Annotated in this window: 13 protein-coding genes and 1 pseudogene; 8 read left to right on the plus strand and 6 right to left on the minus strand. The window is 67.5% G+C overall.

Features of this window, described 5'->3' with window-relative positions:
- Positions 1 to 40: 40 nt before the first annotated feature.
- From GGQ80_RS06260 to GGQ80_RS06265, 3 genes and pseudogenes are all read right to left on the minus strand, one after another.
- Complete coding sequence (locus GGQ80_RS06260; protein WP_183983052.1) at positions 41 to 1,585, minus strand: tryptophan halogenase family protein; 1,545 nt, start codon at positions 1,583 to 1,585, stop codon at positions 41 to 43.
- 100 nt (positions 1,586 to 1,685) lie between these two features.
- Positions 1,686 to 2,519, minus strand: coding sequence for a TonB-dependent receptor domain-containing protein (locus GGQ80_RS18435; RefSeq protein WP_343050895.1), 834 nt, complete (start codon positions 2,517 to 2,519; stop codon positions 1,686 to 1,688).
- A gap of 100 nt (positions 2,520 to 2,619) precedes the next feature.
- Positions 2,620 to 4,482 (minus strand): annotated as a pseudogene (locus GGQ80_RS06265) (TonB-dependent receptor plug domain-containing protein); the annotation flags it as partial.
- Between the two features lie 140 nt (positions 4,483 to 4,622).
- Between GGQ80_RS06265 and GGQ80_RS06270 the strand changes: the two are divergent.
- The 4 genes from GGQ80_RS06270 (at position 4,623) to GGQ80_RS06285 (ending at position 9,856) form a co-directional block, all read left to right on the plus strand.
- Complete coding sequence (locus GGQ80_RS06270; protein ID WP_183983345.1) at positions 4,623 to 5,351, plus strand: FadR/GntR family transcriptional regulator; 729 nt, start codon at positions 4,623 to 4,625, stop codon at positions 5,349 to 5,351.
- A gap of 103 nt (positions 5,352 to 5,454) precedes the next feature.
- Positions 5,455 to 7,098, plus strand: coding sequence for a DUF5597 domain-containing protein (locus tag GGQ80_RS06275; RefSeq protein WP_183983053.1), 1,644 nt, complete (start codon positions 5,455 to 5,457; stop codon positions 7,096 to 7,098).
- On the plus strand, positions 7,095 to 8,423 hold the full coding sequence (locus GGQ80_RS06280; protein WP_425506022.1) for a glycoside hydrolase family 27 protein: 1,329 nt from the start codon (positions 7,095 to 7,097) through the stop codon (positions 8,421 to 8,423). Before GGQ80_RS06275 ends, GGQ80_RS06280 begins: the two co-directional genes overlap by 4 nt.
- Complete coding sequence (locus tag GGQ80_RS06285; RefSeq protein WP_183983054.1) at positions 8,420 to 9,856, plus strand: glycoside hydrolase; 1,437 nt, start codon at positions 8,420 to 8,422, stop codon at positions 9,854 to 9,856. Before GGQ80_RS06280 ends, GGQ80_RS06285 begins: the two co-directional genes overlap by 4 nt.
- Here GGQ80_RS06285 and GGQ80_RS06290 read toward each other — a convergent pair.
- From GGQ80_RS06290 to GGQ80_RS06300, 3 genes are all read right to left on the minus strand, one after another.
- Positions 9,853 to 11,337, minus strand: a complete 1,485-nt coding sequence (locus GGQ80_RS06290; RefSeq protein ID WP_183983055.1) for an alginate export family protein — start codon at positions 11,335 to 11,337, stop codon at positions 9,853 to 9,855. The two genes, GGQ80_RS06285 and GGQ80_RS06290, sit on opposite strands and share 4 nt — an antisense overlap.
- A complete protein-coding gene (locus tag GGQ80_RS06295) occupies positions 11,337 to 12,665 on the minus strand; it encodes a dicarboxylate/amino acid:cation symporter (protein ID WP_183983056.1) in 1,329 nt (442 codons plus the stop codon). The genes GGQ80_RS06290 and GGQ80_RS06295 overlap by 1 nt, the downstream gene beginning before the upstream one ends.
- Before the next feature lie 112 nt (positions 12,666 to 12,777).
- A complete protein-coding gene (locus GGQ80_RS06300; protein ID WP_221364223.1) occupies positions 12,778 to 14,865 on the minus strand; it encodes a hybrid sensor histidine kinase/response regulator in 2,088 nt (695 codons plus the stop codon).
- Between the two features lie 147 nt (positions 14,866 to 15,012).
- Here GGQ80_RS06300 and GGQ80_RS06305 point away from each other — a divergent pair, with 147 nt between their 5' ends.
- From GGQ80_RS06305 to GGQ80_RS06320, 4 genes are all read left to right on the plus strand, one after another.
- Positions 15,013 to 16,269: an MFS transporter gene (locus GGQ80_RS06305; RefSeq protein ID WP_183983057.1), complete on the plus strand. Its 1,257-nt coding sequence runs from the start codon at positions 15,013 to 15,015 to the stop codon at positions 16,267 to 16,269.
- Positions 16,266 to 18,647, plus strand: coding sequence for a glycoside hydrolase family 31 protein (locus GGQ80_RS06310; protein WP_183983058.1), 2,382 nt, complete (start codon positions 16,266 to 16,268; stop codon positions 18,645 to 18,647). The genes GGQ80_RS06305 and GGQ80_RS06310 overlap by 4 nt, the downstream gene beginning before the upstream one ends.
- A 172-nt stretch (positions 18,648 to 18,819) precedes the next feature.
- On the plus strand, positions 18,820 to 21,132 hold the full coding sequence (locus GGQ80_RS06315; RefSeq protein WP_246346912.1) for a TonB-dependent receptor: 2,313 nt from the start codon (positions 18,820 to 18,822) through the stop codon (positions 21,130 to 21,132).
- A 129-nt stretch (positions 21,133 to 21,261) separates the two neighbouring features.
- Positions 21,262 to 22,557, plus strand: coding sequence for an alpha/beta hydrolase family protein (locus GGQ80_RS06320; protein WP_246346913.1), 1,296 nt, complete (start codon positions 21,262 to 21,264; stop codon positions 22,555 to 22,557).
- The last annotated feature ends 11 nt before the right edge of the window (positions 22,558 to 22,568 follow it).

A 22,568-nucleotide genomic window follows, 5' to 3' on the forward strand; every position in this document is an offset into this window, starting at 1 on the left:
CCCTCTCGGATTTTGTTGTCCGACAAAACGGTGGCGTTCGTCAATCCAGATCAATCGCCCGGTCTTGCGTTTCCTCGCGTGCGGCACAATGGCGGGCGATGAAGTCCGCCTGCGTCGGCATGTGCATCGCCGCGGCCGTCGTGACGGCGGCAATGCGCTGCAACCGCGCGGTCGCCTCGTCGAGCGGCATGGCGTCGGCGAGGGGATCGTGGCCGGCCGCCGACAGGCCCTGGCCGTCCATGACCGCCAGCCAACTCGTCTTGGTGAACAGTTCGTCGGCTTCGCGGTACACGCGGCCGGTGCGCGCGTAGATCGCCAGCCGCTCGGCCAGCGTCTCCGGGATGGGCCGCTCCGCCTGATCCCGCCAATAGGCGCTGTCGCGACGCTCGCTGGCGTGGAAATGCAGGATCACGAAGTCGCGGACCTGGTCGAATTCGGCGGCCATCAGCCGATTGTAGCGACGAGTGTCGGCGGGATCGCAGGCGCGCGTCGGCAGCATCTCGAGCAGCCGTGCGATCCCAGCCTGGACGAGATGGATCGACGTCGATTCAAGCGGCTCGAGAAAGCCGCCCGCCAGACCGAGCGCGACGCAATTGCCGATCCACATCCGGTCGCGACGTCCGGTGCGGAAGCGCAAGATGCGCGGGTCGGCCAGCGCCTCGCCATCGAGCGAGCCTAGCAGCGTCGCCGTCGCCTCGTCGTCCGACAGGTGTGCGCTTGAGAACACATAGCCGTTGCCGGTGCGGTGTTGCAGTGGAATCCGCCACTGCCATCCGGCGGGACGCGCGGTCGAGCGGGTGTAGGGTGTCGGAGGGCCGACGTTGGCGCTCGGCACGGCGACGGCGCGGTCGTTGGGTAGCCAATGGCTCCAGTCCTCGAACCCGGCGCCGAGGGCACCATCGATCAGCAGCCCGCGAAACCCCGAGCAATCGACGAAGAAGTCGGCCTCCACCCGCGTGCCGTCGGCGAGCGTGACCCCCTCGACGAAGCCGGTGGCACCGTCGCGGACGACGTCGACGATCCGCCCTTCGCGCCGCGTGACGCCGGCTTCCTCGGCGCGGGCGCGCAAGTAGCGTGCGTAGAGGCCGGCGTCGAAGTGGAAGGCATAGCCGATCTGCGCCAGCGGCGTGTTGCCGGGCTGGGGCCGCATGAAGCGGCCGTTCGCGGCGGCGGCGGTGCAGATCGAATAGTCGGCGAGCGGCCCGGCGCGGCCCTCACGACGCAGGCGTCGCCAGATCGCTTCGAACGGCACGGCGCCGAAGTCGATGCCGTAGACGCCGAACGGGTGGAAATAGCGGTGGCCGGGGCGCCACCAGTCGACGAATTCGATGCCGAGCTTGAACGTGCCCTGGGTCGCGCGGACGAAATCGTCCTCGTCGATGCCCAGCATCGCGTTGAAGGCCTGAAGCGGTGGGATCGTCGCCTCGCCGACGCCGATCGTCCCGATCTCTTCGGACTCGACCAGCGTGATGCGGGGGCGCAGAGGGCCAAGCACGCGCGACAGGGCCGCCGCGGTCATCCAGCCGGCGGTGCCGCCGCCGATGATCGCGGTGCTGCGTAGCGGGCCATCGTCGCGATCGATCATCCGGTCATCCGATACAACGCATCCCCACGTTCGACGTCACGCACGCCGACGCGAAAAAATGCCGGCGTGGATGCAGGACCACGCCGGCAGGCAGGGGATACTAGTAGGTGGCGCGCAGCGACAGGCCGAAACGGCGGTCGTTCAGCTGATACTGCAACGGTGCGGAGGGCGTGCCGATGTAGAGCACGTTCATCCGGTTGTTGAGGTTCACGACGTCCGCCGACACCGCGATATGCTGGTTGAGGTTCACCATCAGCGACGCGTCGAGCGAGGCATAGGGTTTGGCATATTGCGGAATGCCGTTGGCGCCCGACCCCGTCGTCTGATCGAGATAGCTCGAGCGCCAGTTCCACGCGACGCGCGCGGTGACGGGGCCCTTCTCGTACAGGCCGATCAGGTTGTAGCTGTGCTTCGACAGCTTCTCGAGGGGAACCGACGTCGGGATCGACGAGCCTGCCGTCGCGAACGGGTTGGACACGTTCGAGTCGACATAGGTGTAGTTCGCCTGGATGCCGAACCCGCTCAGCAGCCCCGGCAGGAAGTCGAAGAACTGCTGATAGCCGATCTCGGCACCCTTGACCGTGCCGTCGCCGGAATTGACCTGGGTCGACACGTCGTAGGCGACGCCGTTGTAGGTGCCGACGACGCGGCCGCCAGCGAGGAAGCCGTTGACCTTCTTGTAGAACAGGCCGCCGGTGATCGAGCCCGCCGCCGAGAAGTAATATTCGGCGGTCAGATCGAAATTATCCGACTTGATCGGCCGCAACAGCGGGTTGCCCGAGCTGGCGCTCGGCCGCCCGGTGATCGGGTTGATCTGGTTGGGGTTGTTGAGCGTCAGGTTGGTCGACAGCTGATCGAAGTTCGGGCGGGCCAGCCCCTTCGAATAGGCGAAGCGCATCTGCAGCTGGTCGGTCAGGCGCGCGCGGATATTCACGCTGGGCAGGGCGGACGTATAGTCGTTGCACCGCGATCGGCGTGGTCGAGCCGTTCGCGTTGAACTGGGTGCCGCGCGATGTCGCCTGGGTCTTGACGACGCGCACGCCCACACCGCCGTCGAAACGGACGCTGCCGAGTTCGAATGCATAGTCGGCGACGGCCCAGCCGGTGTAGGTCTTCTCCGTCTGGCTGTTGAGGTCGCCGGGGGTGAAGTTATCCTTCGTCCGGGCACCGAACAGCGCGTACAGTGCCTTGGTCTGCGCCCATACCCCGTCGCCGGCCGGGAAGGCCGGATAGAGCAGGCCGTTCTTGACGGTGTTGCCGTCGAACCAATTGGCCGAAGGTCCGGGCATCGACAGCTGCGGGTTACGCGACAGCGGGATCAGTGCGGTGCCGCTCGGGGCCGAACAGCTCGGGTCGGGACCAAGCTGGCTCAGGCAGACGCCGTTCCACGTGCCGCGCAGATCGATCGTGTTGTCGGCGAAGCGCAGGCCGCCGCGCAGCTTCTGAAGGAAGCCGCCCTCGACCTCATATTCCGCGTCATAGGCGAGCGCGAGGGTGCGCGCGTCGTTACGCTGCAGCGAGTCCGCGATGTAGGGCGTCGTATAGTTGGACGCGGTGTTGAGCAGCGACGGATTGGCCACGTCCCAGCGCGGATATTTGCCGCGCAGATCGAAGACGACGTTGGTCGCATGCGGGGTCGTCGTCGCGTCCTGACCGGAGCGGGTGTAGAGCGACAGGACGTGGCCGTTGCGATCGGCATTGTAGTATGAGTCGAGATACTGGACGTCGACGCTCATCTTGAGCTTGTCGGTGACCTGATAGGCGAAATTGAGCGTCGCGTTCTGACTGGCGCTCCACAATTCCTGGTCGAAGCGGCCCGTCTCGAACGTCTGCTGCGACAGCGTGCCGCTGGTCGCATAGCCTTCCTTGTTGAAGGTGAAGGCGGCGCCCGCCGCCGGCGAGGTGACGTTGCGATTGTTATAGTCGTAGTAATAGGCGCCGGTGCGGTTGAACCAGTATTTGGTCCCCTGATACTGGGCGGTCACGAGCAGCTTGTCGCTGGCCTGCCACTGCACCGCGGCGGCGATGCCGAACCGCTTGCGATCGCCGGTGTCGTCGTAGATTTCGAAGCCATAGGGGATCTGCGCATTGGCCGGCGCGCCGGCGATGCTCGTACCCGTGGGCAGCGGGCCGAACGGACCGGCGAGCAGGCCGTCCTGGCGATATTGGCTCTTCGAGTAGACGGCGTTCACCAGGATGCCGATCTCGCCGATGCCGGTGTCGTAGCGGTTGCTGTACAGGCCGGATGTGGAGAAGCCGAACTTGTCGACGCGGTCGTAATAATTGCCGCGGGCGGTGACGCTGATCACCTGGCCGGGGGTGTCGAACGGCTTGCGGGTGCGCAGGTTGACCGCGCCGCCGACGCCGCCCTCAATGATGTTTGCGGGGGCGTTCTTGTAGACGTCGATGCCGGCCAGCAGCTCCGGCGGCACGCCTTCCAGATCGAAGGCGCGGCCACCCGAGGCGGAATAGATCGCCCGGCCGTCGAGGAAGTTCTGTACCTGGGTCAGGCCGCGAACGGTGATCGCCGGCTGGGTTCGGTGATCGAAGTCGGTGGCGCCTTCGCCGTAGCGGCGCTGGATCTGGACACCCGTGATACGCTGGAGCGCTTCGGTGGTATTGGCATCGGGCAGCTTGCCGATGTCCTGCGCGTTGACCGAGTCGATGATCTGGTCGGCGTTGCGCTTGAGCGCCTGCGCCGAGCGGATCGATTCACGAACGCCGGTGACCACGACGTCCTGCGGATCGACCTGGCCGCTGGCGACCTGATCCAAGGTCGCCGAGCCGCCGGTGGATTGCCCGCCATCGGCGGCCGTTTGCGCTGCGGCGTCGGCGATCGTGCCGGCAAACGCCGCGAGCGAGGCGCCCGCCAAGAGGGCGCACTTCATCAATCGCATTATATCCTCCCCACAAGGTCAAGCTCTCGGTGGAGCCTTGTCCGACATAATACGCAGAGCTATTTGACCGACAATAGGGAAAATTGATCTATATTCCGATATGGCGTTACGGCCGTAAAGCGTTGATCTCATGGGGGGATATGATCGCACGAAAGCGAGAGGCGCCCGCGCATGTCGCGCTGGCCAGACGATTGGGCGTGTCGATCGTCACCGGCGAACGTCCCCCGGGCAGCGCTCTGCCCGGCGAGATCGACCTCGCCGAGTCGTTCGGCGTGGCGCGCAGCGTGATCCGCGAGGCGCTGCGGATGCTGAGTGGTAAGGGTCTGGTCGTCAGCAAGCCCAAGAGCGGTACGCGCATTCGCGAACGCCATGAATGGAATCTGCTGGATCCCCAATTACTCGGCTGGATGTTCGAAGGTGCCGCACCGCCGCTTACCTTCGTGCGAAGCCTGTTCCAGTTGCGGCTGATCGTCGAACCTGCTGCGGCCGAGCTCGCGGCACGTCAACGGACGCCGCGGCAATTATCGCGGCTCGGCTATGCGCTTGAGGAGATGACGTCGTACGGCCTCGATAGTGAGCCGGGACGAGCCGCGGACCAGCAGTTTCATGCCATTATCCTCAAAGCCACCAGTAACGAGCTGTTGGTCAGCCTGTCGGCCAGTATTTCGGCGGCGGTGCGCTGGACGACATTGTTCAAATGGCGTGCGGGCGAACCACGTGATTCGCTGCCCGAGCACCAGCGACTGTTCGACGCGATCGCGCGGAGCGACGCGGCGGCGGCGCGGGCGGCCACGGTCGGGCTGATCGGACAGGCGGCGCTCGATACCGAACAGGCGATTGCCAAGCTTGGCGAGGCGGAAGTGGCGTGATGTCTGGCAAATATGTCGAACGGTGGGCCGTGCATGGCCACTGTGTTTGACGGCATGGGCAAACAGAGTATTTGTCTCACAAATAAGCGAGAGGATGAGCGGGATGGGCCGAGCGGGCGACGGATCGGGCGGACTGGCCAATCGCACCGCCGGTGGCCGCGCATGCCGACGTTACGCAGTGGGCGCGGCAACGATCGGCGCATTGCTGACATGCACTCCGGTAGCGGCGCAGCAAAGCCGGATGATCGCGGGAACGGGTGGCGGGAAGCCGCGCCTGGAGGTCGATGGCACGCCGTTCCTGCTGCTCGGGATCCAGCTCAACAATTCGAGCGGCTTCGCCTCCCAGATGCGCCGCCTGGCACCGGCGATCGCGCGCAGCCACGCCAATACCGTGATGGCGCCGGTCGGCTGGGAGGGGGTCGAGCCGGTCGAGGGGCGGTTCGACTGGAGCGTCGTCGATGGCCTGATCTCAGAGGCGCGCGCCCAGAAGGTTCGGCTGGTGCTGCTGTGGTTCGGCAGCTGGAAGAACGGCAACATGAGCTATGTGCCGGCATGGGTGAAGCGCGATCCCGTGCGCTTTCCGGGGGTGACGACGGCGCAGGGTCAGCGGATCGAGGTGCTGTCGCCGATCGCCGCTGCCAACCGCGATGCCGACGCGCGCGCCTTCGCCGCGCTGATGGCGCACCTGAAGGCGGTCGATGGCGCGCGCGGCACCGTCATCATGGTGCAGGTCGAGAACGAGGCGGGGACGCTGGGCGCGGATCGCGACTATTCGCCCGCCGCCGAGGCCTTGTTTCGCGCGCCGGTGCCGGCCGACATGCCCGGCGCGAAGCCGGGCGACTGGACCGCCAACTATGCCGAGCGCGCGCACGAGGCGTTCATGGCCTATCACACCGCGCGCTACATCGGCGCGGTCGCGGCGGCGGGCAAGGCGGCGTATCGGTTGCCGCTCTACGTCAACGTGTGGCCGCGCGAGCAGCCGGGGTTGCTGCGACCGGGCGACAGCTCGCCGTCGGGCGGCGCGGTGTCGTGGCTGTTGCCGCAGTGGCGGGCGCTGGCGCCCGCGATCGACGTGGTCGGCGTCGACAATTACGACACCAATGTCGCGCCCTATACCGAGATCGCGCGGGCCTATGACGTGCCGGGCAATCCGCTGTTCGTACCCGAGACGGGCGGCAGCATGGCGCATGCCCGCCACGCCTTCTGGACGCTGGCGCAGCCCCATGCGGTCGGGATCGGCAAGTTCGGGATCGGCGAAGGTTTCGGCATGAGGGACGGCGTGGCAATGGAAGAGCCGATCGCGCTCGACTACCGCCTGATCGGCCCTGTCGCGCCGTTGTTGCTGCCGCTGCGCGATGCTGGCCGGGTACGCGTCGCGATCGAGGAAGATGGCATCGCCAACGTGCCGATGAGCTTCCCCGGGATCGACCTCGTCGTCCGGTTCGGCGAGGTGCGCGACGGCTATGGCGGGCCGCGCGGGCAGGGCAATGCCGATGTGTCAGGCCGGGTGATCGCGGCCCAGGTCGCGGCGGACCGCTATCTGCTGGTCGGGGCCAATGCCAACCTGCGTTTCGCACCGCCGCTGGGACGCGGGGGAACGGTGCAGCTGATCAGCGTCGAGGAGGGGCATGTCGAGCGCGGAGCCTTCGTTCGCGACCGATGGCTGAATGGTGATGAAACCGCGTTCGGCGTGAAGCTGCCGCCGACGGGGGCGACGCTGATGGTGACCGTGGAGCAGAGCCAGTGACCGGCCCGACGCGCCGCGGCGTGCTCGGCGGCGCCGCCGCCGTGCCGGCACTCACCGCGGCGACGTCAACGCCGTCGCGGCTGGCGCCGACGCCGCCAATGGGCTGGAACAGCTGGAACAGCTTCGCGACGACGATCACCGAGGCTCAGGCGCGCGAGACGGCGGCGATCATGCGCGATCGCCTGCTGCCGTTCGGCTACGACGTCTTCACCGTCGACATCCAATGGTATGAGCCGACCGCGTCGAGCTATGCCTATAGCAGCGCGCCGGTGCCGACGATGGACGGTCATGGCCGCCTGTTGCCCGCGCCCAACCGTTTCCCGTCGAGCGCCGGAGGTCGGGGCTTCGCGCCGCTCGCCGCGGACATCCATGCGATGGGCATGAAGTTCGGCGTCCACCTGATGCGCGGTATTCCGCGGCTGGCGGTCGAGCGCAACCTGCCGGTGCTCGGCACCGGCCAGCGTGCCGCCGACATCGCCGACCGGACGAGCGTCTGTTCTTGGAACCCCGACATGTACGGCGTCGACATGACTCGCCCCGGTGCCCAGGCCTATTACGACAGCGTCTTCGCGCTGCTCGCGAGCTGGGGAGTGGATTTCGTCAAGGTCGACGACCTCAGCCGGCCCTATGACGTCCATGCCGCCGAGATCGAGGCGATCCATCGCGCCATCGGCCGCAGCGGCCGGCCGATGATCCTGAGCATGTCGCCGGGTGAGACGCCGGTGATCCGCGGCGCCCACGCGCGCGCCCATGCGCAGATGTGGCGCATCTCCGATGACTTCTGGGACGATTGGGGAATGCTGGAGGCGCAGTTCGTCCGACTAGAGAATTGGAATCCCCATATGGGCGACGGCGGCTGGCCGGACGCAGATATGCTGCCGCTCGGCCGCCTGGCGCTGGGCAAGCGCGACACCCGCTTCACGCCCGACGAGCAGCGCACGCTGATGACGTTGTGGTCGATCGCGCGATCGCCGCTAATCATGGGCGGCGACCTGCGCCATCTCGACGCGCCGACGTTGGCGCTGCTGACTAACCGGGAGGTGATCGCGGTGAACCAGGCATCGCGCGACAGTCGGCCGCATTTCATCGAGGATGGGACGCGGGTCTGGTCGGCGACCGCGGCGAATGGCGATCGCTATGTCGCACTGTTCAACACCGGGGGAGCATCGCGCGACGTCCGGGTGCCGTTGGCGATGCTCGGGCTGACGGGAAGCGTCGGCGTGCGTGACCTGTGGGCCGGGCGCGCCGACGGAAAGGCCAGCGGACGGCTGGTGCGGCATTTGCCGGCGCACGGCAGCGGCCTCTATCGGCTGGCCCGCGCATGATCGGGCGGCTGGCATTCGCCCTGGCAGTCGCGACCTCGCCGGTCGCGACGGAGACGCGCGAGGTCGTGGTCACGCTTCGTCCCGCGGTCGAGCGGCCGTCGACGAGGTTCGAAGGATGGGGGACGGCGCTCGCCTGGTTCGCCGACGTCAGCGGGGGCTGGCCCGATGCCGAACGGCGGCGGCTGGCCGATCTGTTCTACGGCAAGGACGGGCTCGGCTGGACGATCGCGCGGTACAATATCGGCGGCGGCAATGCGGGCGACACGCCGGCCTATCTGCGGCCGGGCGGTGCCGTGCCGGGGTTCTGGCGACGGCCTGAGGGCGCGACGGGGCGTGACTGGTGGCGGCCTGAGGATCCTGCGATGTGGGACTGGTCGCAGGACGCTCGCCAGCGCTGGTGGCTCGATGCCATTCGCGACCGGGTGAAGGCGCCGATCTTCGAGGCGTTCTCCAACTCGCCGCCCTATTTCATGACGGTGTCGGGCCGGGTGTCGGGGGCGGAGAAGGGCACCGACGACAATCTGCAACCAGGGCAGGAGGCGCCGTTCGCGGCCTATCTCGCGCGCGTGGTCGACGAGTTGCAGAAGCGCCATCGTATCGCGTTCCGCACGCTGTCGCCGGTCAACGAACCCAATACCGACTATTGGTTCGCCGCGAACAAGCAGGAGGGATCGCACTGGAGCCCGGCGCGGCAGGCGGCGATGATCGATGCCAGCGACGCGGCGTTGAAGGCGCGCGGCCTGGCGACCGTCGTGGCGGCACCGGATGAGACCAACGCCCATCTGTTCCTGACCGATTGGGCTGCCTATCCCGCGGCGACGCGGGCGCGGATCGGGCAGCTCAACGTCCACAGCTATGGCGCGATCCACCAGACCGGCGTCCGCGACGTCGCCCGTGCCAGCGGCATCCGGTTGTGGATGAGCGAGAACGATGCGCCGCTGAACGGCGATCCCGAAGCGATCGACGGCATGGCGAGCCCCCTCGCCTTCGCCGAGCATGTCGTGCTCGATCTCAAGCGGCTCGAGCCCGCGGCCTGGGTGTTCTGGCAGGCGGTGGAGGATTGGAGCGCGAAGGACGGCAAGCCGGGGTCGAATTGGGGGTTGGTCAAGGCCGACCTCGCCGCGGCGCCGAGCGCGCCGCATCGGATCGTCATCACGCGCAAATATTGGGCGATGGCGCAATTCAGCCGCTACGTCCGCCCCGGCTATCGACTGGTGCCGGTCGACGATCTCGATACCGTGGGTGCGCTGGCGCCGGACGGCAGGACGCTGGTGATGGTGCATGTCAATCCCGGGCTGGTGGCGCGGCGGCTCGTGTTGCCGAAAGGCTGGAGCACGCGGATGATCCTGACCGACGCCAGCCACAACGCGGCGCCGGTGACGGGGACGGTGGTGCCCCCGCGCTCGATCGCGACGCTGGTGCTGCGCCGTTAGAAGCGGAAGGACAGCCAGCCGGCGAGGAAGTCCGAACTATAGTAGCCCGCCTTCGTCAGCGACGGACCAGCGGCGAAATGTTCGTAGCGGCCGGTGAACGAGACGCGCGGCGTGATCGTCCAGATCAGCTGAAGCCGGGCGACGTCGCCGATCTTGGCGTCGGGGACACGCTGGGTCCCGGCGAAGGGCTGGCCGTTGGCGCGGTAGACGGCATCGCGGACGTCGTCGCGCCAGGCGAACTGATACTCGCCGGTGACGCGGACGCGCTTGACGGGCGAGACCGTCAGGTTGGGGGCGACCGCGATCAGGTTCGACGGGGTCAGGAACAGCGCATAGCTGTAGTAGATGTTGTTGCCGAACGGCGCGTAGGCGTCGCGCAGCTTGCCGTCGCCATAGCCGCCGCCGCCGCTGGCGTAATCGGCGTGGATGCCGACGCGCGGCGCATCGTCGGCCTTGCCGACCCGCCACGTCTGGGCGAAGAACGCCTGCCACGCGTCGATGCCCTGATTGATGTAGCGGCCCCATTGGTGATTGACGCTCCAGTCGATCGTCAGCCGCCCGGCATCACCCCACAGTCGCGCGCCGCCGTAGTAACGGGTCGCCGGACCGATCCGGCCGCCCCATGCGCCGACGGTGTTGCGGCGTCGCCAGAGGAATGGATCGAAATACAGCTTCGATCCGCCCAGCCAATCGCGCGGCACGACCACGCCGAGGGTCATGCCAGAGAAACGGCGCGCGGGGTCGATGATGTCGTCGTCGGCGCCCAGATCGCCATATTGGGTCGGCTTCAGATCGAACAGGTCGATGCGCAGCGTCGGCGTCCGTGCCCAGGCGCGCCAGCCGTTCAGAGTGTAGCGGATCGTGTTGTTGTCGCGCTGCGACACGAGGAGGTTGGGGCCATCGGTGAATTCCTGGCGGCCGTAGCGTGCGCCCAGCGCGGCACCGGCGACATCGGCGTTCACCTCGACAAAGGCCTGCTGGACGGCGACGTCGTTGCGCAGCGTCGCGGCAGGCTGGCCGAGCTCGACGCCCGAAATGCCGCCGTGGGCGAGTTCGCCGAACGCACGAAAATGGGGGCCGAGGTGGACGTCGGCGCCGACGAACAGGCGGCGGATGTCCTGGCGCTGCGCCCACACGTCGCGCAGGCCCGGATTGGTGGTGTGATTGACGCGCAGCCGCGCCTCGCCCGACAGCGTCACATAGGCGTCGGCATCGTCATCGAGCGGGATGCACTTGAGCGCATCGATCGGATCGTCTCGTTTCGCCGGGTCGCACAGCTTGCGCCAGTCCTCGGCCCAGCGCGACAGATTGTAGCCGCCGGGACTGGCGCCATCGCCGACCGCGGCGGACGGATAGGAGGTAACGGTCGGCGTCGCCGGGTTGCGCGTCGATCCGGCCTCGCTGGGTGCCGGTACCCGGGTCTGGGCATGGGCGGCGACCGGCAGGAGCAGCGGGACGGCGGCAAGAAGGCGGCGCTGCATCAGTCGGCGACCGCGTCCGCCGCCATCTGGTCAACGCGCGGCGCGCGGCCGGCGAGGGCGGCGTCGAGCTGCGCGTGATCGAGTCGACCCTCCCACCGCGACACGACGACGGTGGCGACGGCGTTGCCGATGAAGTTCGTCAGGCTGCGGCATTCCGACATGAAGCGATCGACGCCCAGGATCAGCGCCATGCCCGCGACCGGCACCGACGGCACGATCGAGAGCGTCGCGGCGAGCGTGATGAAGCCGGCGCCGGTCACGCCCGCCGCACCCTTCGAGGAGAGCATCGCGACGCTGAGCAGGAGTAGCTGCTGACCCAGGCTGAGATCGACGCCCACCGCCTGGGCGATGAACAGCGCCGCCAGCGTCATGTATATGTTGGTGCCGTCGAGGTTGAACGAATAGCCGGTCGGCACGACCAGACCGACGATCGACTTAGGGCAGCCGGCGCGCTCCATCTTCTCGATCAGCGAGGGCAGCGCGCTTTCCGACGACGAGGTGCCGAGCACGAGCAGCAACTCGGCCTTCAGATAGGACACCAGCTTGAAGATCGAGAAGCCGCACAGCCGCGCCACCGCACCGAGCACGACGAAGACGAACAGCAGCGAGGTGATGTAGAAGGTCGCGACCAGCGCCGCGAGATTGGCCAGCGTGCCGACGCCATAGGCACCGATGGTGAAGGCCATCGCGCCGAACGCACCGATCGGGGCTGCCTTCATCAGGATGGCGACGACCTTGAACACCGCGAGCGACACGTCTTCGAGCGCATGGAGCACGCGTTCGCCGCGGTCGCCGATCAGTGCGAGGCCGATACCGAACAGAACCGCCACGAACAGCGTCTGGAGGATGTTGCCGCCGGTCAGGCCCGACAGGAAGCTGTCGGGGATCACACCGAGCAGGAAGCCGGTGAGCGTGCTTTCATGCGCCTTGGCGGCATATTCGGCGATCTTGCCGGTATCGAGCGTCGCGGGATCGATGTTGAGCCCCGCCCCGGGGCGGACGACATTGCCGACGACGAGGCCGATGATCAGCGCCAGCGTCGAGAAGAAGAGGAAATAGGCGAATGCCTTGGCGGCGACGCGGCCGACCGCGGCGAGATCGCGCATGCCGGCGATGCCGGTGACGATGGTGAGGAAGATCACCGGCGCGATGATCATCTTCACCAGCTTGATGAAGCCATCGCCGAGCGGCTTCAACGCCTTGCCGGTATCGGGCGCGAAATGGCCGAGCAGCACGCCGGCGGCGATCGCCACCAGCACTTGGACGTAGAGATGACGATACCAGGGCCGCGGCGGGGCGTCGGTCGGTCGCTCGATCGGCGGCATCATCGTCTTCTCTCCATCGCTTATCGCCCGCCGCTTTTAGCCGGCTTGGCGCGGAAGACAGCCCCCGAATGTAACGTTAGTTATCGGCAACGAGCCGGCAACAAAGCGCGGCGGCTCAGGGGTGGCGCCGGCGGCCGGGGAGCCAACCGATCGCCTTGCGCAGCGCCCGGGAAAGCTGCTCGACCGAATAGGGCTTGTGCAGCAATTCGAAGCCGTGCTGCGCGTTCTCGGCCAGCACATGGCTGTAGCCGCTGGTCAGGATCACGCGCAGTGCCGGATGACGGGCACGGATGGTGGCGGCGAGGTCGACGCCGTTCATCCCGGGCATGACGACATCCGAAAAGACCACGTCGAAGCGCGAGGCATCCTCGTCGAGCAGCGCCAGCGCGGCGGTGGCATTGCCGACGAGGACGCTGCGATAGCCCAGTTCGTCGAGCGCGGTCTTGGCGAACCGGCCGACGTCCTCGTTGTCCTCGACGAGCAGCACGCTCGATCCGCCGCCATCGGGCGCCTCGGCATCGTCGTCGTTGTCGCCGGGTGTGTCACGATCGAGGATGCGGGGCAGATAGAGCGAAAAGGTCGCACCGCGACCCGACTCGCTGTCGACGTCGACGTCGCCCCCCGACTGCTTGGCGAAGCCGATCACCTGGCTGAGGCCGAGCCCGGTGCCCTTGCCGACGTCCTTGGTGGTGAAGAACGGTTCGAAGATATGCGGCAAGTCCGCCGCGGCGATGCCCGAGCCGGTATCGGAGACCGAGATGACGAGGAAGTCGCCGTTGATGCCGTGATGGCCGCGCAGGCTGGGGATGCGGTCGGCGGGCGCCACCGCGATCGTCAATTCGCCCTTGCCCTGCATCGCGTCGCGACCGTTGATCGCGAGGTTGACGACGGCGGTTTCCAGCTGGCTGCGGTCGACCTCTGCCAGGCAGCATTCGGCAGGCGGCCGGAACCGCAGGCTCACGCGAGAGCCGACCAATGTCTGAACCATTTCGACGATGCTGCCGACCGCCACGCCGACGTCGAGCAGCTCTGGCGTCAGCGCCTGGCGCCGGGCGAAGGCGAGCAGCTGGCCGGTCAGCTTGGCGGCACGCTCGGCCGTGTCGGCGATCGCCTCGATATAGCGGCTGCGCTTTTCGGGGGTCAGCGTGTCGCGGCGCAGCAGCTCGACCGAGCCACGGATGATCGTGAGCAGATTATTGAAGTCGTGGGCGACGCCGCCGGTCAGCTGGCCGATCGCCTCCATCTTCTGCGCCTGGTTGAGTTGCTCGGTGGCGAGGCGAAGCTGCTCCTCCGCCTCCTTCGCGTCGGTGATGTGGCGGCCGATCGCGAAGACGCCGTCCTCGGTCGGCGCGGCGACCCATTGCATCCAGCGGTAGCTGCCGTCCTTGTGGCGGATGCGGTTCTCGAAGGTCGGCAAGGTCCCGGCCTGTGCGGTGGCGAGCGCCCCGCTGCTTGCGGCGATATCGGCGGCGTGGACCAGTGCAGTGGCGTGAAGCCCGATCAGTTCATGCGCCTCATAGCCGAGGATCGACGTCCAGGCAGGGTTCACCGCCGACCAGTGGCCGTCGTGCGAGACCAGGACCATGAGGTCCGGCGACACGCTCCACATGCGATCGCGCTCGGCGGTGCGCTGCGCGACCTGGCGTTCCAGATCTTCGTTGAGCGCGCGCAACTCTTCCTGACTGTCGGCGAGCGCGCGGTCGGCCAGGACGCGCTTGGTCGTCTCGTTGGTGAAGATGAAGAGGCCGACGATGTCGCCGGTCTCACCCAGCACGCGCGAGTAGGAAAAGCTCCACCAGGTGTCGGCGGCACCGCGATCGGTGGCGAGTTTCCACGGCAAATCAGTGAAGCGCTGGCTGCGGCCGGCGAAGGCGTCGTCGATGATCGGCTTCGCCTGGTCCCAGGCGTCGGCCCAGACCTGGTCCATCCGGCTGCCCATCGCCCACGACAATCGCGGCCCGAGCAGCGGGAAGTAGGTTTCGTTGAAGAAGAAGAACAGTTCCTCCGCACCCCAACACAAGATCATCGATTCGGGCGAGTTGAGGAGGAGGCTGAGCGCCGTCTTGAACGGGGCGGGCCATCGCTCAGGCGGGCCGAGGGGGTGGTCGGTCCAGTCACGGGCCAGGATAAGCTGGGTCGCCTCTCCACCGCCGGCCAGGAAGCCGAGGTGGGGCGGCAGGGTGGCGGCGGAGATGGTGGTCATGGTGTCCGGGGCAGGGAGCGACGGCAGTGCCTTAGCGCGACACGGTGGCGGAAGGATAGCCGCGGCTGCCGTACCATTAATTGACGATCAATCGCTTGATTGGTCTGGCCAGTTTGCGGCATAGGACCCTCAACAAGAGGAGAGGGCGTGAGGCGAATTCCGCATCTGCGGTGGTGGATCGTGGGGCTGATCTGCCTCGGGACCATCGCCAATTATCTGGCGCGCAATTCGCTGGGCGTGCTCGCGCCCGAGCTGAAATCGACGCTGTCGATGACGACCCAGCAATACAGCTATGTCGTCGGCGCCTTCCAGCTGGCCTATACCGTGGCGCAACCGATTGCCGGGGCGATCGTCGACCGCATCGGCCTGCGCGCCGGCTTCGCGCTTTTCGGTGTCGCGTGGTCGGCGGCGAACATGCTGCATGCGCTGGCGGCGGGATGGCTTGGCTTGGCCTTCTTCCGCGGCCTGCTGGGCCTCGCCGAGGCGGCGGCGGTGCCGTCGGGGATCAAGGCGATCGCGGAATGGTTTCCGGCGCGGCAGCGGTCGGTGGCGGTCGGCTGGTTCAACGCCGGCACCTCGCTGGGCGCGTTGATCGCGCCGCCGATCGTCGTCGCCGTGTCGCTGTGGGCCGACTGGCGGGTCGCGTTCATCGTCACCGGGGCGGTGGGCTTTCTGTGGGCGGCGGCCTGGTGGGCCTTTTATCGCAGCCCGGCGCTGCATCCGGCGATCACGCCCGACGAACTGACGCTGATCGAGGCCGATCGACCTGTCGTCGTCGAGCGGCGGTCGAGCGCGCGGGAGATCCTGTCCAGCGGGCGGTTTTGGGCGCTGGCGGTGCCGCGCTTCCTGGCTGAGCCGGCGTGGCAGACATTCAGTTTCTGGATCCCGCTGTATCTCGCCACCGAACGCGGCATGGACCTGAAGCAGATCGCGCTGTTCGCGTGGCTGCCATTCCTGGCGGCCGATCTCGGCGGCGTGTTCGGGGGTTATCTGTCGCCGCTGCTAATGAACCGGATGAAGCTGTCGCTGATCGGATCGCGGGTGACCGGCGTTGCGATCGGCGCGGCGCTGATGATCGCACCGGGGTTCATTGGATTGGCAGGCAGTCCCTATCTGGCGATCGCGCTGTTCAGCGTCGGCGGCTTTGCGCATCAGATGATCTCGGTACTGATCAACACCTTGTCGGCGGATGTTTTCACCGCGGAGGAGATCGGCACCGCCAACGGCTTCATCGGCCAGGCCGGCTGGACCGGCGGCCTGCTGTTCTCGCTGCTGATCGGGCAGCTCGCCGACGTCACCGGCTATGCGCCGCTGTTCGCCGCGCTGTCGCTGTTCGACATCGTCGGCGCGGTGGTGCTGATCGCCTGCCTGCCGATCCTCTCTCGCACCAAGGAAGTTCGATGAGACGCGCCACGCTCTCCAATCCGCCACTGTTCACGCTCGCCGGGCGGGCGCCGGGGCGACTGACGCTGGCCGCCGATACCGGCGCGATCGCGCATCTTTTCGTGCTGGAGGAGGACGTCGCGCGGCTGTTGCTGCTGGCGGACGGCACCGTGACGAGCCCGCCGAGCTGGGCGATCGCGCCGGGCGCGGAAGACATTGCTGAGCCGGGACGCGATCGGCTGGACGTGAGCGGCTTCGCGTGCCCCGACGTTGCAGTCGAGGAAGGCGATGGGACGATCACCGTCGCGACGACGCGGCTGCGGGTGACGATCCGGCTGCATGGCCTCCATTGCCGGTGGGAGCAGCGCGACGGCGATGGCTGGCGGCCGATGGCGGAGGATCGGCCGACGCAGGCCTATGACTTCGGCTGGTGGGACGGCCGGGCGCACCACTATGTCGCGCGCAGCCCCGGACAGCGCTTCTACGGCCTCGGCGACCGCACCGGCGATTGCGACCGGGCGGGGCGGTCGTTCCGGCTGACCAACGTCGACCCGATGGGCTTCGACGCGGAGACGAGCGATCCGCTGTACAAGTCGATCCCCTATCTGCTCGTCGCCGATGCCGACGGGCGCTGCCACGGCGCTTTCTATGACAGCACCGCCGATGTCGCGGTCGATCTGGGGCGCGAGCTCGACAATTATCACGGGCTGTACCGGCATGTCGTCGCCGACCGGGGCGACGTCGACCTGTGGATGATCGCGGGACCCGATCCACTCGCTGTGACGCGGCGCTTCACCTGGCTGACGGGCAGGCCGGCGCTGATGCCGCGCTGGTCGCTCGGCTATTCGGGTTCGACGATGACCTATACCGACGCGCCCGATGCGGCGGCGCAGATGGCGGGGTTTCTCGACAAGCTCGAGCAGCACGACCTGGGCTGCTCCTCGTTCCATCTGTCGTCGGGGTACACGTCGATCGGCGACAAGCGCTACGTCTTCCACTGGAACCGCGACAAGTTTCCCGATCCCGCCGCGTTCGTCGCCAGTTACGCCGAGGCGGGCGTGCGGCTGGTGCCCAACATCAAGCCGGCGCTGCTGCGCAGTCATCCGCTGTACGACGATGTCGCGGCGGCGGGGCTGTTCGTCAACGATGGGGACGGCGCGCCGGTCGAGGCGCAGTTCTGGGACGAGGTCGGCAGCTACATCGACTTTACCAATCCCGCCGCCGCCGCCTGGTGGCGCGGTCAGGTGAAAAGCGCGCTGCTCGACCAGGGCATGGTCGCGACGTGGAACGACAACAACGAATATGAGCTGTGGGACAGCCGATCGCAGCTGGCGGGGTTCGGCACGCCGGTCGCGGCGGCTGCGATGCGCCCGGTGATGCCGATGCTGATGACCCGTGCCTCGCGCCGAGCGCAGATCGAGGCACGGCCGGACGAGCGGCCCTATGTTGTGACACGATCGGGCATGGCGGGGCTGCAGCGCTATGCCCAGACGTGGAGCGGCGACAACCGTACCGTGTGGAAGACGATCCGCTACAACGCGCGCCAGGCGATCGGGCTGGCGCTGTCAGGCGTGTCGAACAGCGGCGACGATATCGGCGGCTTTTCGGGACCGGCGCCGTCCCCCGAGCTGCTGGTCCGCTGGGTCCAGGCCGGGGTGCTGATGCCGCGCTTCAGCATCCATAGCTGGAACGACGACCGCACCGTCAACGAGCCGTGGATGTACCTGGAGGCGGCCCCCGCGATCCGGCGGCTGCTGGCGCTTCGCCAGACGTTGGTGCCGTTCCTCTATGACCTGCTGCATCGCTATCACGCCGCGTTCGAGCCGATGGTGCGGCCGGTGTGGCTCGATTTCCCGCGCGATCCGGCGGCGTGGGCGGAGAGTGACGACCACCTGCTCGGGCCGAACCTGCTCGTGCCGCTGGTGGTCGAGGAAGGCACGGCGGAGCGGACGGTGCGGGTGCCGGCGGGTGCCGACTGGGTCGATGTGTGGAGCGGTCGGCACGTCGCGGGTGGCGACGTCGTCACGCTGCCGGCGCCGATCGATGGGCCGCCGGTGATGCTGGCGCGGACGGGATCGGGGATGCTCGTCGATCTGGCGTTGGGTGGTTGGCGGCCCGAGCCGATGCAGCGTGGCGCGTGGCTTTTCCCGCCGGCCCGCGGCACCTTTGCCTGGGATGCCATCGACGACGAGGGTGATGGCGCGGCGGCGCCGTGGCGATGGACGGTAACGGGCGAGGCGGACGAGCGTGAGGTGCGGGTTGCGGTATCCTGCGACGGCACGCCCGCAGACCGCGCGATCACGCTGCTGCTGCCGCCGGGAGACGGGCGTTTGTTGGTCGTCGATGGCGGAGTGTCAGTCGAGGTCGACGGGCGGCGCGGGGCACGGGTGGAGATTTGACCGCCTGCGTCACCCAACCCGTCTGCCACGCGAAGGGGCGCGGTCAGGTATCGGTCGCAATCTTGTACAAATCGATCAGACAAGTCTTGCGCGTGGTCTGACCAATCGATAGCAATAGGCCTATCATGCGGCCGGAGAGCCGCTCGTCAGGCAGAATTTAGGGGAGGACCGGATGGCTCTTGGGAATACCGTTTGTCGCTGGGCGCTGGCCGCTGCGATGCTCGCAGCGACGCAACCGCTCGCCGCACAGACCGCCGATCAGACGGCGGCGCAGACGACCCCCGGTTCGCTGACCACGCCTGACCAGGGTGCGCCAGCCGGCCCCACCAGCGAGGTTGCGCCCGATCCGGCCGCCGGCGGCGACATCATCGTCACCGCCAACAAGCGCGCCGAGAATATCCAGAAGGTGCCTCTCGCGGTGTCGGTCGTCTCGCCGGCGCAGCTCGCCAGCGCAGGCGTCCGCAATTTCACCGACATCGGCAAGATCGCGCCGTCGCTCGTCGTCCGCCCGGCGGAGCAGCCGCAGAATTCGAACATCTCGCTGCGCGGCGTCGGCACCTTCGCCTTCGGCATCGGCGTGGAATCGAGCGTCGCAGTGCTGGTCGACGAAGTGCCGCTGGCGTTCCAGGCGCGCGCCTTCACCGACCTGCCCGACGTCGAGCGGATCGAGGTGCTGCGTGGCCCGCAGAGCACGCTGTACGGCAAGTCGGCGTCGGCCGGCCTCGTCAACATCATCACCCGCGATCCCACCGACGAGCTGCGCGTGCGCGCCAATGCGCTGATCACCACCGACGAGGAGCGCGGGCTGAACCTGAGTGTGTCTGGCCCGGCCAGCGACACCGTCGGCTATGTCCTGTCGGCGGCGTACAACTACTGGGACGGCAACGTCAAAAATCTGTTCAACGGCAAGGACGTCAACGGCCGCGAGTCGTTGAACCTGCGCGGCAAGGTGCGGTGGGAGCCGACCGACAACGCATCGCTGACGATCGCTGGCAATTACATCAACGGCAACAGCGACGTCGGCCGTCCGTTCATCCGCTTCGGCGCGAACGCCCGGCTGCGCGGCATCGCATCGCAGACGCCCGCGGTGGTGTTGCCCGGCGTCTCCGTCGGTCCCGAGAACCAGGACGTCAGCAACAATTACGACTCGCGCACCAAATATCAGGGCGGCGGCGGCTATATTCGCGGCGAGATCGGGCTGGGTTCGATGAACCTCGTCACGATCACCTCCTACGACAAATTCCACCTGTACGATTACCTCGACCATGACGACACCGCCGCGACGGTGCCGCAGGGCAGCAACGTCCAGATCGGTCAGTTCAAGTCGGAGCAGATTACGAACGAGGTCCGGCTGCAGTCGCCGAGCGACGGTCCGTTCCGCTACACGATCGGCGGCTATGTCGCTGGCGTGAAGTTCGAGCGCCCCTTCTATCGCGGCCCGTCCTTCTCGCTGGCAAGCTGGGATGCGACGGCCAAGTCGCGTCAGGTGGCCGGGTTCGTCCAGGCCGACTGGACGATCATCCCCAGCCTGACGCTGACCGGCGGCGGGCGCTTGCAGAACGAGCACGTATCCTACACCTATCGCGACAACCTGGCGGGCACGCGGTTCAGCGGCAGCGCGAGCGACACGGCTTTCACCTATCGCGGCAGCCTGCGCTACGACTTCACGCCGACGGTCAACGCCTTCTTCACCTATGCGACCGGCTACAAGGGCCAGACCTACGATCTGACCACCGGCTTCAACCGCAACCGCGCGCTTGCCGGCCCGATCCGGCCGGAGAAATCGCGCGACAAGGAGCTGGGCATCCGCAGCCAGTTCTTCGACCGGCGCCTGACGATGAACGTCACGCTGTTCGACACCAACTATCGCGACCTGCAGGCGCAGACGATCGAGACGCTGGCCGATGGCACGTCCAACTTCCGCCTGACCAATGTCGGTCGGCTGAATACCAAGGGCGTCGAGGTGGAATCGTCGCTGCGGCTGGGCAGCGACCTGAACCTCAACGGCGCGGTGACCTATCTCGATGCGAAGTATACCGACTTCGCGGCGGCGCAGTGCTATCCGTTGCAGACGGCGGCGCTGGGCTGCACCGGCTCGCCGACGCGCCAGAACCTGACGGGAACGCGCGTCGTCCAGGCGCCCGAATGGAAGTTCAACGTCGGTGCGGATTACTCGCCGTCGCTGGGTGGCAACCTGCGCGGCGTGGCGCAGCTCAATTGGCAGTATCAGAGCAGCCTGTTCTTCCAGGCGCGCGATCCCGAGACGTTCCAGCCGGCATACCACATCGTCAACATCGGTCTGGGCGTGCGCGACGAGGAGCGCCGCTGGGAGCTGGTGGCCTTCGTCAACAACCTGTTCGACAAGCAATATTACGGCTCGCTCGTGAACAGCGCCGGCAATTTCGGCAACAACATCGCGACGCAGGCGGTGCTGCCGCGCGACTTCCGCCGCTATGGCGGGTTGCGGCTCGGCGTAAACTTCTGAGTCGAGGTGACGGGCTCACTCCCAAACCGTTCGCGCTGAGCGACGTCGAAGCATGGTGGACCTTCGCCGGTGGCCTGTCCTTCGACTTCGCTCAGGACGAACCGAGGACGGGACGAAAGTGATATGGCGATGCTGAAGATCATGGCTGCTGCGGCAACGGTGCTGGCTATCGGTGCCGCGGCGATGCCAGCGACGCCGGCGCGGCCGCCGGTCGATGCCCCCGAATTGGCGAAGCTGGGGCACTATGGCGTCGGCGTCGCGGATACGGTGTTCGTCCAGCCGCGTCAGCTCGACCCGCTATCGGGTGGCCCGGCACCCGCGGTGGCCGATCGCACGCTCGCAGTGACGATCTGGTATCCCGCGGGGGTGATGGGTGCGGGCACGACCTACCGCACCGCACTGCCCGGTGAGGATGGCAAGCCGGTCGCGTTCGATGTGCCGGGGCTGGCGACACCGGGTGTGAAGGCGGCGGCGGGCAAATTCCCGCTGGTGGTGCTGGCGCATGGCTATAGCAACACCCCGGCGGTGCTGTCGTGGCTGGGCGAGAATCTGGCGAGCAAGGGCTATGTCGTGGTGGCGCCGGCGTTCGCCGATCCGTCGATCACGATTCGTACCGCGGCGGCGCAGGCCGGGCCGTTGTCACGCCGGCCGCTCGACATCGTCTTCGTCGCCGCCGAGGCGCAGCGTCGGGCAAGGGCGAGCGAGGGCGTGCTGGCCGGGGCGGATGCCGGGACGACGGCGCTCATCGGCTATTCGATGGGCGGCTATGGCGTGCTGGCGGCGGCGGGGGCCACGTTGAACTCCGGGCTGGGCACGGCGACGCGCGGCATCCTGGCGCCCTATACCGAGGGTGGTGCGCGGGCGGGTGAGATGGCGGTGGCCGGGTTGAAGGCGGTAGTGGCGATCTCGCCGCCGCGCCAGCTGCGCGCCCTGCCGCTGTTCGCCGAGGGCGGCGCGTCGCGGATCACGGCGCCGACGCTGTTCGTCGTCGGCCGCAAGGATCGTGTCGTCGGCTATGACCCCGGCGTGCGGACGTTGTTCGACGACGAGTCCAGTGCCTCGCGCTATCTGCTGACGTTCCGCGAGGCGGGGCACAGCATCGCGCTGATCGGCGCGCCGCCGTCGATGCAGGCAAGCTTCTGGGACAAGGACTGGTTCGAGGACGGAGTGTGGCGCAAGGACCGGCTGCTCGCCGTCCAGGCGCATTTCATCACCGCGTTCCTCGACCGCTACGTCAAGGGCGATCGCGGCAAATCGAGCTATCTCGATGGACTGACGACCGACTCCGATGCGGGAAGCTGGCCGGGCGCGCCGGCGGGCCGATTTGCCGGCTATAGCCCCGGCGCCCCCGCCTCGACGATCTGGAAGGGTTTTCAGCCGAGCAAGCGGTCGGGAATGACGTTCGAACACAAGCCGGCACCATGACGGGAGCAACG

Origin of the sequence: Sphingomonas jinjuensis, assembly GCF_014197105.1 — a bacterium.
Classification (GTDB): domain Bacteria; phylum Pseudomonadota; class Alphaproteobacteria; order Sphingomonadales; family Sphingomonadaceae; genus Sphingomonas; species Sphingomonas jinjuensis.

Coding starts and splice junctions, on each gene's coding strand:
- GGQ80_RS06315 (WP_246346912.1), top strand. CDS start 18,820: ATGGCTCTTGGGAATACCGTTTGTCGCTGGGCGCTGGCCGCTGCGATG.
- GGQ80_RS06275 (WP_183983053.1), top strand. CDS start 5,455: ATGGGCCGAGCGGGCGACGGATCGGGCGGACTGGCCAATCGCACCGCC.
- GGQ80_RS06260 (WP_183983052.1), bottom strand. CDS start 1,585: ATGATCGATCGCGACGATGGCCCGCTACGCAGCACCGCGATCATCGGC.
- GGQ80_RS06290 (WP_183983055.1), bottom strand. CDS start 11,337: ATGCAGCGCCGCCTTCTTGCCGCCGTCCCGCTGCTCCTGCCGGTCGCC.
- GGQ80_RS06270 (WP_183983345.1), top strand. CDS start 4,623: ATGATCGCACGAAAGCGAGAGGCGCCCGCGCATGTCGCGCTGGCCAGA.
- GGQ80_RS06300 (WP_221364223.1), bottom strand. CDS start 14,865: ATGACCACCATCTCCGCCGCCACCCTGCCGCCCCACCTCGGCTTCCTG.
- GGQ80_RS06285 (WP_183983054.1), top strand. CDS start 8,420: ATGATCGGGCGGCTGGCATTCGCCCTGGCAGTCGCGACCTCGCCGGTC.
- GGQ80_RS06295 (WP_183983056.1), bottom strand. CDS start 12,665: ATGATGCCGCCGATCGAGCGACCGACCGACGCCCCGCCGCGGCCCTGG.
- GGQ80_RS06320 (WP_246346913.1), top strand. CDS start 21,262: ATGCTGAAGATCATGGCTGCTGCGGCAACGGTGCTGGCTATCGGTGCC.
- GGQ80_RS06310 (WP_183983058.1), top strand. CDS start 16,266: ATGAGACGCGCCACGCTCTCCAATCCGCCACTGTTCACGCTCGCCGGG.